Below are 10170 nucleotides of genomic sequence, written 5' to 3' on the forward strand. Positions count from 1 at the left end.
AAAAGGCGAAATGACCGCCCTGAAATCCGACTTCCGCTACACCCCCGGAAGCGGACATGGACGATCCCATGTCCAAAAATGCGAGGCGTAGCAAATGGTGTTCCGACAGAGGCTACGGTGTGTTTTTCGAGGTTAGAGCCGACCTTGCATGGGTCGCCCGCTCTATGTCTGGCGGCGGGTGTTGTAGTCCTGCCATTGCACACCAGACACCGACATAGGCAGCATGTAATGACTTTTCTTCAACGCTATCCTTGAAGTTCGGGTAATCAATATCGTCGATCATTACGGCTACAGCCTGTTTCACCGCATCGCGTGGTATCACCGCCCGATAGAGATAATCCGTGCCCGCATCCTTGATGACCTTGGCTGAAGGAAACACCTTCTCGATGTCTCCATTGCGCCGGGCTCGGACAAGCAACTCAGCCGGGCCGCAGTCCTTACTGACGATGGACAGGAAGCAGTCGGAGTGCATTATCCACATAATTTCCCCTCCATGTTTTTACTGATGTATGCAGCCACCAGCCGTTTTGCAAATCGGTGTTTGCGTGGCGGCGGGTTTGCCACCATCGGCACCCTCTAAAGTTCGGGCTGCGCAAGCTGCACGTCCGCTTCACCCCCAAGAACGGACTTCGTTGGTCAGATCGGCCAAGTCCGAAAGGTGCCACAACCAGACTCATGCACCGCAGCAAACAACATCTCTATTCGATTGCCTCGTTGGCGCGGGCGAGCAACGTTTGCGGGACGCAGAGACCTAGCGCCTTGGCGGTCGTCAGGTTGATCCGCAGCTCGATGCGCGTGAGTGGGAAATGTCGCTCAACCAGCCTCAGACGCTTATTAGGACAAACGTCGCTGAAGGGTCATTCGTTTTTCATTTGACGATATCGGAGTCACTTCCGCTTACCCCAACAGAATGCTAGCGTTCACGCTGATCCTTGATCAGCGGGGGAATGCTGATCAGGATAGCCAGAGGTAATCCCTCGAACGATAACGTCGAAGAATTACAGCGAGCTATTTGGTCTTTGGTAAAAAGGGAGTGAGCGGACGCGCGGCATTCAATCTATGTTCGCATCATTTTTGGCTCTCCGTTTCAGTTGGCCGGCCACATGTATTTCCTTTGCAGGGAGTAGAAGACATGCAGTGTCATTGTCCAGTCTGTGATGGTCCGGCGAGGGATCATACTCCTCCCGAATTTCGTGGAATCGTTGTCCATTGCCCCACATGCGGAAATTATGACATCGTCGGCGAGTACTTAGACAAGCTCCGAGCGTTAGACCCGGCCGCGCGAGGTGAAGTCCTCCGGAAGGCGAAACAGCTTGCCAAGTTATTTGCGGGTCCATCCATTAATGGATCGTGTTTCTAACGTACATACCGCCATCCCGAGTGGTTTGATGATCCACTGGTTCTATCTTGGGATCTAAGTCCCAATCGCCTGCCCCAAAAAAAGAACGGCGTGGCGCAGCAGCGCTCAATTCGACACCGAGTGAACACAAGACCACATCGAAGAGTAACGAGCCCGTCGACGACATCCGTCGCCGCGTCGCCATGTCGCGCAAGGGGCTACGTTGGATGTGCCACCGACGCGTCCGTGGGTGGCAGACGTATCGCGTTTAAGCTGCGGCGCGGCTGCCGCGAACTCACGTTGAGAGCGAACCTACGGGCCGCGCCGGCCGCGAACCATGCGCTGTCGTCCTCGGCGCTCGAGCCGGCCTCACGGCCGATCGCGCAGTCGCACGTGAACGATGCCACCCCGTCCGGCACGAAAGCGCGGCGCCGTCCCGTTACCCCTCGCGCGCCAAGCGGCGGGCACTGAGGCGCCCAACCGCGACCAGAATGCCGAAGATGATGGCCTCCGGGCGCGGCGGGCAGCCGGGGATATAGACATCGACAGGCAGGACCCGGTCGACGCCGCCGGCGCTGGCATATCCCTTCCCGACGATGCCCCCGGAGGCGGCGCAGGCTCCCACGGCGATCACTACGCGCGGGTCGGGGATGGCGTCAAACGTGCGGCGGACGGCGGTCTCCAGGTTGCGCGTCACCGAGCCGGTGACCACGACCCCGTCCGCGTGACGCGGGGAGGCTACGAAGTCGATGCCGAGGCGACGAACGTCGTACACCGGGTTCAGGAGGGCGGCGAGCTCCCAATCGCAGGCGTTGCAGGAGCCTGCGTCGAGGTGGCGGAGGTGCAGCGATCGGCCAAGCACCCGGTGTATCTCTGAAGAGGCGCGGGCGGCCTCGGCGTCTGGGTCGGGTGCTGGTCCCGCCGCTGGGACGGTAGGGTCGTCGGCCACGACCTCGATCCGCAGGTCGTCGCGGCAGCGCGCTGCGAGCTCGAAGTCCCGTCCCATGGTGACCGCGTCGACCCATGGATCCTCGGCACAGCGGCCGCAGAAGACGCACCGCGCGAGATCAAGTACGACGTGACGACGGCCAGCGTCGAGATGCTCTGAGAGCGCACCCGCGGGGCAGACAGCAGGAGGAGGCAGGGCGCTGCCGGGGCGAAGCACGGGCGCCCCCCGAAAGCGATCCGGCGGCACGCTCGGCTCCGCGGGGTAGCGGGTCGTGACCACCCCTGTACGAAGCGCGTTCACTAGGATTCGTAGCATGTCAGCGATCCGTGCACGAGTAGCAGAGCTCGAAGCTCTTGTTGACGAGCGGGAAGTCCGGGACGATCGCCGTCTCGGCGGCCAAGACCACCGCGGGCCAGTTGTGGTAGCTCGGCGATCGGAGGTGGTATCGCTCCACGCGCCCAGCGGCATCGGTGCGAAGCCAGTGGACCGCCTCACCTCGCGCCGACTCAATGGCCGAGATCCCGATCCGTCCGCCCGGCAGCGGCTCTACGAGGGCGACCTGCAACGGCCCCGGCTCGAGTCGTCGGACGAGCTCGCCGACGAGCCGGATCGACTCCCGGGCCTCGAGGGCGCGAACCGTCACGCGGGCCATCGCGTCGCCCTCCGAGGCGATCACGACGTGTAGGTCGAGCGGCTCGGGACCCGCGAACGCGCCGTGGGGATGGTCGCGGCGCGCGTCGCGGTCCACGCCGCTCGCCCGGGCCGCCACTCCGGCGACGGCGAGGTCCAGCGCGGCCTGGTGTTGGAGGATGCCGGTGTCGTCGAGCCGATCGACGACCGACGGGTTGGCTTCGATGCGTTCCATCAGGCTGTCGAGCCCGGCGAGAGTGTCCTGGAGTGTGACGGCGAGGACTCCGAGGAGGTCGTCTGAGAGATCGAGGCGCACGCCGCCCGGGACCACGAGGCCTCGGAGGAAGCGATTGCCGGCAAGCCGCTCGTTCATCTGCTGGAGGCGCTCCTTCAAGCGCATCCCGGCGGCGGTGCCGTAGTGGAACGAGGCGCCGGCGCAGACATTGCCGACGTCGCCGACGTGGTTGTAAAGCCGCTCCAACTCGAGAGCGATGCTACGGATGAGCCGGGCCCGCGGCGGGGCGGTGACGTCGGCAATCTGCTCGAGTGCCTCGCAGTAACCCAGGCCGTGCGCGACCGAGCAGACCCCACAGATACGCTCGGCGACATAAAACGCGTCGAGCGGCGAAAGCCCCTCCATCCGCTTTTCCAGCCCGCGATGCGTGTAGAACAGGCGCGCGTCGAGATTGAGCACGGTCTCGCCGACCGACGTGAAGCGAAAGTGACCCGGTTCGATGATGCCGGCGTGGATCGGGCCGACCGGGATCTCGAAGACGCCCTCGCCTTCGGCGACGAGGTGCGGAAACTCATCGGCGGGCTCGACCGGGACCCGCTGCGAGCCGTCGAAAGCCTTGCGGAGCGGGAAGACGCCCTGTGGCCACCCGTCGTGGACCACGAGCGGGCGGGGATCGGGATGCCCAACTGAGACGATCCCGAAGAGGTCCTGCATCTCGCGCTCGTGCCAGTTTGCGGCCGGGACTGCCGTCGTCAGCGAGGGCACCTCCGGGTGCGCCGCATCCACGGAGATGAGAAGCGTCACGAACCGATCCGGGGCGCCGGGCGCGGTGGGCTCAAAGACATAACGCACCTTCAGATCGCCGTCCGGCGTCGCTGTCTCGTCGGTCGCCACGACCGTGGCCAGGGCCATCGAGTACGGTCCGATGAGCACGGCGGCAACCGCCGGGAGATCGCCCGCGCGACCGAGGCGCACCGTGAGGTCTGATGGACGCGGTCCGACGTCCGCGTCGGCGGAGCCGCCCGCGCCCGCCCGCAGCGCGTCCATGAGAGCAGGGTCAGCCAACGACAACCTCCGTGGCGCGCTCGAGGAGCCCGTCGAAACTCGCGGGAATGGTGAGGCCAAGCAGGACCATGATCGCCGCGAGCAGTAGCATCCCGAGCAGCGGGGACCAGGCCTCGACCTCCCGGCCCGCCGCCGCCGTCGGCTCGCCGAACACCATCGCGCCGACATGATGGAGGAGGCCGGCAAAGATGACAACGACCATCACGAGGAAGATCGCGATCGCCACCCAGTGACCGTGGCCGATGCCGGCGCGCAGCACCATGAGCTCGCTCACGAAGATCGAGAACGGCGCCATGCCGGCGAGCGACAGCGCCGCTAGCATGAGGAGCGTCGCGCCGATCGGCGCCACGGCGAGCAGGCCCCGGATGACATGTATGTCGCGCGAGCCGTAGCGGGCGATGGCCGTGCCAGCGGCGAAGAACGCGAGGGCCTTGGTGATACCGTGGTTCACCACGTGCAGCAGCGCACCGTAGGTGCCGACGGAGCCGCCGAAGCCGAGACCGAGCGCGACGATCCCGACGTGCTCGATGCTGTGGTAGCCGAGGAGGCGCTTGATGTCTTGCTGAACCAGGATGAACGGCGTCGCCACGACGACCGAGGTGAGGCCGAAGACGAGCAGCACCTCCGCCGGGAACGCCGGGCCGCACGCGGCGGAGGCGATCGTCTGGAACCGGATTATCGCAAGGAGCGCGCACTTGATGAGGATGCCAGAGAGTAGCGCCGAGACCGGCGTGGGCGCCTGGCTATGGGCATCCGGCAGCCAGAGGTGCATGGGCGCGAGACCCGCCTTGGTGCCGTAGCCGACCATCACGAAGATAAAGCCGATCCGGACGATACCCGGGTCGAGCATGGGAGCGACCTTCATGATCGCCGACCAGCTCATCGCGCCCGCGCCTCCCATGACGTCGGTGGCAGCGGCATAGACAAGCACCGTGCCGAAGAGGCCGAAGGAGATGCCGATGGTCGTCACGATGATGTACTTCCACGCCGCCTCCAGGCCGTGCTGGTGGCCGTGATAGCCGATGAGGACGGCCGAGGTGATCGTCGTTCCTTCCATCGCGATCCAGAGGACTCCGAGGTTGTCGGCGAGGACCGTCACGACCATCGTCGCGACGAAGGCGTGCATGAGAACGAAGTAGGACCGCAGGGACTCGGCCTTCATGTTGCCAACCTCCACCGCCTGCCTGAGCCACCCCACCGTATAGATGGAGACAGCCAGAGTAAGGATGACGAGGAGGAGGAGAAAGACGAGTCCAAGGTCGTCCACGCGGAGGACGCCCAGCGCCTGTGGGCCGCCGGTCGCCACCTCGCGGGCAAGGACGAGCGTGAGCGCGAAAAGGACCGCCGAGCTACCGACGTCGATGACCGAGAGGATGCGGCGGTCGCGCGTCGTGAGCATGAGCAGCGCCGTGACGGTCGGGACGAGCGGCAGGACCCAGAGGAGCATTTGAGCCACGGATCATCCCCTCAGTCGGTCCAGGTCCGCGATGTCGGCATCGACCGTCGAGCGGACCCGGAGCACCATGATCGTCATGACGAGCGCGGCGAGGATGACGTCGAGGATCACGCCGATTTCGATGATGAGCGGCATGCCTTGCGTCACCGCCATCGCTGTGAAGAAGATCCCGTTCTCCGACGCGAAGAGGCCTACCATCTGGGTTAGCGCCGTCTTACGGGTCGCCATGACCAGCACACCGAGCAGCGTGAGGGCGATGCCGACGGGAAGCGCGTTGCCGGTGATCGCCTGGCGGACGGGGCCGAGTGAGGCGCTCAGGTGAAACGACATCACGACGACCCCCACGGCGAGGGCGAGCGTTGCGGAGATAGCGATCACCGGCTCAATCTCGCGCCGGACGTTCAAGCGCCGGACGACCCAGTGCAGCACCCACGGCAGCACGATTGCTTTGATGGCGAGCGTAACGCCAGCGATGACCCAGAGGTCCTCATTCCCGGTAGCCGTCGCCAGGACCGCGCCCGCGATGGCGATGAGGAGCGATTGGGCGGCCACGGCGTGGATGGCGTGGGAAATCTGACGTGCCGCGATGATGAGAATCATCGTGAACAACAGCAGCGCGCCGAGGTCGTCGATGATCGTCTGGACTGTCTCGGGGTTCATAGGATCCTCAGCGCGAGCGCCATGAGGGCGCAGACGAAGCCGATGCCAAGGTACTGCGGGACCCGAAAGAAGCGGAGCTTAGCGTAGGACGACTCGACGAGCGCGAGCCAGGTCGCAAGCACGAGGATTTTCGCCACGAACGCGCCGGCTCCGAGCAGGAGGCCCGTGACGCCCGCGCCGTCTGCCAGACCGACCGGGAAGAAGAGGGCCGAAACGAGGCCGAAAGCCACGATCTGTCGGGTGTGCGACGCGAGCATCATGCAGCCGAGCCCCGGCCCGGAGTGCTCAAGCAGCATGCCTTCGTGCAGCATGGTGAGCTCGAGGTGGGTGTCCGGGTTGTCCACGGGAATGCGGCCCGTCTCTGCCGGGAGTAACACGAGCATGGCCGCAAAGCCGAGGAAGTCCGCCGCGCGCCAGGCGAGGATCCACGACGCCCCGCGATGCGCTGCGAGGGCGCCGAGCTCCGTCGTCCCGGCGGCCACCGCGGTCGAGAACACGACCATCATTAAGACCGGCTCGACGAGCGGCGCGATCGTCATCTCTCGCGAGGCCCCCATCCCGCCGAACGCGCCGCCGGCGTCGAACGCGCCGACCGCAGTGAGGAAGCGGGCCAGCGCGAGCAGCCCGAGGAGCATCAACGCGTCGCCCAACGGAAACGCCGGCGGCCCCGACCGGACGACCGGAACGAGTGCACCCGCAGCGACCGTGGCAGCCAGCACGAGCACCGGAATCGACCGGAAGAAGCCCGAGGTCGTGTCCGCCTGCACCGTGCCCTTGCGGAGCAGCTTAATGATGTCGTGATACGGCTGAAGGAGCCCGGCTCCCTGCCGACACTGGAGCAGGGCCTTGAGCTTCTGGATGGTGCCGGTGACAAGCGGCCCGAGCAGCACGAGAAGGGTCATCTCGAGGAGCACGAGCGTGAGCGGTCTCTCGCCGGTCATCTTGGGCCCACCCCGAACAGCAGCAGCGCAACGAAGAGGGCTCCGAGCACGAATGCGATGTACCCGTGGATGCGGCCGGTGCTGCGGGCGCGAATGGCCTGCGAGAGCCCCGAGATACCCCGCTCGACGCGGTGGTAAATCTGCGTCTCCGCGAGATCCATGACCTCTCCGGTATAGTGAATGCGTCGGACGACGTACGGCGTTCCGGCGGTCTCCCGGATCACCTCGCGGCGGAGGTGGTAGAGCGTCGCGAAGATGAGCCGGAGCGGCTTGGCAAACGCGGTGGCCGTGTAGTCGAACCGTGCCGTGGGGCTCATTCCGCACGTCCACGTCGGCGCGCCGCGCTGCGGGGCACGCCGCAATCCGCGGCGCAAGACCCACGCCATCGCGGTGAGCGCGATGAGGAGTGCGGCCACCACCGTCATCGAAATGGCCGTGGCGTTCGTCCCCGACGGCGTTAGTGCCGCCGACAGCACAAGCGGTCCCCGGGCCGTTACGACGGCGCTCGCCCCGGGGCCGTGGAGCAGCTCGGCCGTTGGCGCGTCGAGCAGGCGCATTGCGTACCCTGGCGCGACACCGAGGGCCACGCACACCGCCCCGAGCCAAACCATGCCGGCGATCATCGACGGCGGTGCTTCGGTGGCGTGCTCGGCATGGGGCGTTCGCGGGCGGCCGAGGAACGTGACGCCGAACGCCTTCGCGAAGCAGGCAGCGGCGAGGCCTCCCGTGAGCGCCAGCATCGCCGCGGAGAAGACGATGCTGAGCCCGGCGGGGCCGCGGAAGTGGCTGGCGCCGCCGAGGAGGGCCTGGAAGGTGAGCCATTCACTGACGAATCCATTGAGCGGGGGGAGGGCCGAGATCGCGATGGCTCCAAGCAGAAACAGTCCAGCCGTCCAGGGCATGCGCCGGGCGAGTCCGCCAAGTTCCTCCATGTTGCGGACGTGCGTGCGGCAGAGGACGCTGCCCGCGGCGAGGAAGAGGAGGCCTTTGAATGCCGCGTGGTTGACGGTGTGAAGGAGTGCGGCGGTGAGCGCGACCGTCGCGAGGGCGCCGCCCGCGATCTCCCGACGCCATAGAATCATCGCCAGCCCCACTCCGATAAGAATGATCCCAATGTTCTCCACGCTGTGGAACGCGAGCAGGCGCTTGAGGTCATGCTGCTGTAGCGCGTAGAGCACGCCGAGCACGGCCGAGGTTGTGCCTACGACGAGCACCGTCCATCCCCAGGAGGATGGCAGTGGCTCGACGGCCGGGGCGAGGAGGTCGAAGGCGAAGCGCAGTATCCCGTAGATCGCGACCTTGAGCATGACGCCCGACATCAGCGCCGAGACGTGGCTCGGGGCCGCAGGGTGCGCGCGAGGGAGCCAGACGTGGAGAGGGACGACGCCGGCCTTGGTGGCGAAGCCACCGAGTGCCAAGAAGAATAGCGTCGTTCGTGTCGCGCTATCGAGGCCACCCGCCGCCACGCGAAGGGCCGTAAAGTCGAATGCCCCGGCCCGCTCGGTGAGGGCAAGGAATGCGACGAGAAGCAGGGCCGTTCCTCCGTGGGCCATCACCATGTAGAGAAGCCCTGCCCGAGCGTTCTCGCCATCCCGGTCGTCGGAGACGACAAGGACGTAGCTGGCGAGCGTCATGCCTTCCCAGCAGAGCAGAAAGCTTAGCGCGTCGCCCGCGCAGCAGACGAACGCCATGCAGCCCAGGAACACATTCAGCGCGACCACCTGCGCTGCCTGCCGCGCCGGTCCCGCGTCGGGCGAGTGCGCCCGAAGGTAGGCCGGACCGTAGATCGACGCCGCGACGGCTACGAGGGAGATGACGAGCAGGAAGTAGGCCGAGAGCCCGTCCACCGAGAGCGAAAGCCGAGCGAACGGGAAGACGACCGGGAGCGGCTGGGTCAACGTGCGGCCCGGGTCGCCGAGGAGAACGCCGAGCGAAACGCCGAGGCCTACCACAGCTCCCGCAAGCGCGGCCAAGTGACCCACGCCAAGCGCGAGTCTACCCGACCACCACGCTAGCAGGGACGAGAGCGCCCCTGCCCCGTAGCAGGCAGCCATCAAAAGCGCGCCCCTCAGAAGTAACTCTTGGTTGGTGGCGAAATTGATCACGCCGCATTACCAATCACTTTGATGAAGTCGCGACGTCTCCGACATCGAGCTGACGGGGTTCGAGACCGCGTCGGCCGCCACTTCAGCCTTCGTGCGGCCCACGCATCAGCGTGAGTGCCGCTTCGATTTGCCACCAAGTCTTGGCCTCTTCGTTATTTCCTTTTTCTTCGAAAGAGCAAGCTTTTTTTGGCAGCTACGACGACGGCTTTATCACCGCGCGCTTCCAGCAATTGCTGGGCGTATTATTCGGTTGACGATGAAACTAAACGGCCACCACCACCCGGGCGGCTCTGAATGTCGCTGTTGTGTCATTTTCAGACTTCGAGCCGCGTCCCGGCGAGGTCCGTTGATCCCTCAACAGATGGTGTAATCGGCCGGCCCAGCTTGTGGATAGCTGAAGATTTTGGGTGCTGCGCTTCAGGCTGATGGTGAAACGAGGTCCGTGGTCACGGCCTCAAGCATCAGAAGGAGAAGCGCAGCATGGATCATTTTGGTGGATTGGACGTATCGGTCAAGGAAACGAGCATCTGCATTGTGGATGACACGGGGCGGATTGTCAGGGAATTGAAGGTAGGGAGCGAGCCTGAGGCTCTGCTGAAGGTTCTGGGGAACCCAGCCTACCGCTTCAAGCGGATCGGATTGGAAGCCGGACCGCTGTCGCAGTGGCTTTTCAGCGCTCTCGCCGAAGCAGGCTTACCAGTGGTCTGCGTCGAGACGCGGCATATGAAGGCGGTACTCAAGGCGCAGATCAACAAGACGGACCGCAACGATGCGCGCGGCATCGCCCAGA

Annotated in this window: 8 protein-coding genes; 1 reads left to right on the forward strand and 7 read right to left on the reverse strand. The window is 65.2% G+C overall.

Features of this window, described 5'->3' with window-relative positions; translation table 11 throughout:
* Positions 1-112: 112 nt before the first annotated feature.
* The 7 genes from E8A46_RS08255 to hyfB form a co-directional block, all read right to left on the reverse strand.
* The gene (locus tag E8A46_RS08255; protein WP_291559318.1) at positions 113-481 is read right to left on the reverse strand and encodes a hypothetical protein; all 369 of its coding nucleotides are present in this window, start codon (positions 479-481) and stop codon (positions 113-115) included.
* A gap of 1297 nt (positions 482-1778) precedes the next feature.
* Entirely contained in the window at positions 1779-2345 is a 567-nt protein-coding gene (locus E8A46_RS08260; RefSeq protein ID WP_291559319.1) for an NADH-quinone oxidoreductase subunit B family protein, read from the reverse strand.
* Positions 2346-2604: 259 nt separating this feature from the next.
* Positions 2605-4218 carry an NADH-quinone oxidoreductase subunit C gene (locus E8A46_RS08265; RefSeq protein ID WP_291559321.1) on the reverse strand — a complete coding sequence of 538 codons (1614 nt, stop codon included), beginning with the start codon at positions 4216-4218 and terminating at the stop codon, positions 2605-2607.
* Positions 4211-5665 (reverse strand): hydrogenase 4 subunit F, encoded by a 1455-nt coding sequence (locus E8A46_RS08270; RefSeq protein ID WP_291559323.1) that lies wholly within the window; start codon positions 5663-5665, stop codon positions 4211-4213. Before E8A46_RS08270 ends, E8A46_RS08265 begins: the two co-directional genes overlap by 8 nt.
* 12 nt (positions 5666-5677) lie before the next feature.
* Positions 5678-6334, reverse strand: a complete 657-nt coding sequence (locus tag E8A46_RS08275) for a hypothetical protein (protein ID WP_291559325.1) — start codon at positions 6332-6334, stop codon at positions 5678-5680.
* Complete coding sequence (locus E8A46_RS08280; RefSeq protein WP_291559327.1) at positions 6331-7275, reverse strand: NADH-quinone oxidoreductase subunit H; 945 nt, start codon at positions 7273-7275, stop codon at positions 6331-6333. The genes E8A46_RS08275 and E8A46_RS08280 overlap by 4 nt, the downstream gene beginning before the upstream one ends.
* The gene (hyfB, locus tag E8A46_RS08285) at positions 7272-9380 is read right to left on the reverse strand and encodes a hydrogenase 4 subunit B (RefSeq protein WP_291559329.1); all 2109 of its coding nucleotides are present in this window, start codon (positions 9378-9380) and stop codon (positions 7272-7274) included. The genes E8A46_RS08280 and hyfB overlap by 4 nt, the downstream gene beginning before the upstream one ends.
* 480 nt (positions 9381-9860) lie before the next feature.
* Here hyfB and E8A46_RS08290 point away from each other — a divergent pair.
* On the forward strand, positions 9861-10170 hold a 310-nt coding region (locus E8A46_RS08290), incomplete at its 3' end, for a transposase (protein ID WP_291559331.1).

This window comes from Bradyrhizobium sp. (genome assembly GCF_004799445.1).
Taxonomy (GTDB): domain Bacteria; phylum Pseudomonadota; class Alphaproteobacteria; order Rhizobiales; family Xanthobacteraceae; genus Bradyrhizobium.

Bases quoted from the DNA above. Each gene is read 5' to 3' on its own strand.
- E8A46_RS08255 (WP_291559318.1), bottom strand. From the start codon at position 481: ATGTGGATAATGCACTCCGACTGCTTCCTGTCCATCGTCAGTAAGGAC.
- E8A46_RS08270 (WP_291559323.1), bottom strand. From the start codon at position 5,665: ATGCTCCTCTGGGTCCTGCCGCTCGTCCCGACCGTCACGGCGCTGCTC.
- E8A46_RS08275 (WP_291559325.1), bottom strand. From the start codon at position 6,334: ATGAACCCCGAGACAGTCCAGACGATCATCGACGACCTCGGCGCGCTG.
- E8A46_RS08260 (WP_291559319.1), bottom strand. From the start codon at position 2,345: ATGGGACGGGACTTCGAGCTCGCAGCGCGCTGCCGCGACGACCTGCGG.
- E8A46_RS08280 (WP_291559327.1), bottom strand. From the start codon at position 7,275: ATGACCGGCGAGAGACCGCTCACGCTCGTGCTCCTCGAGATGACCCTT.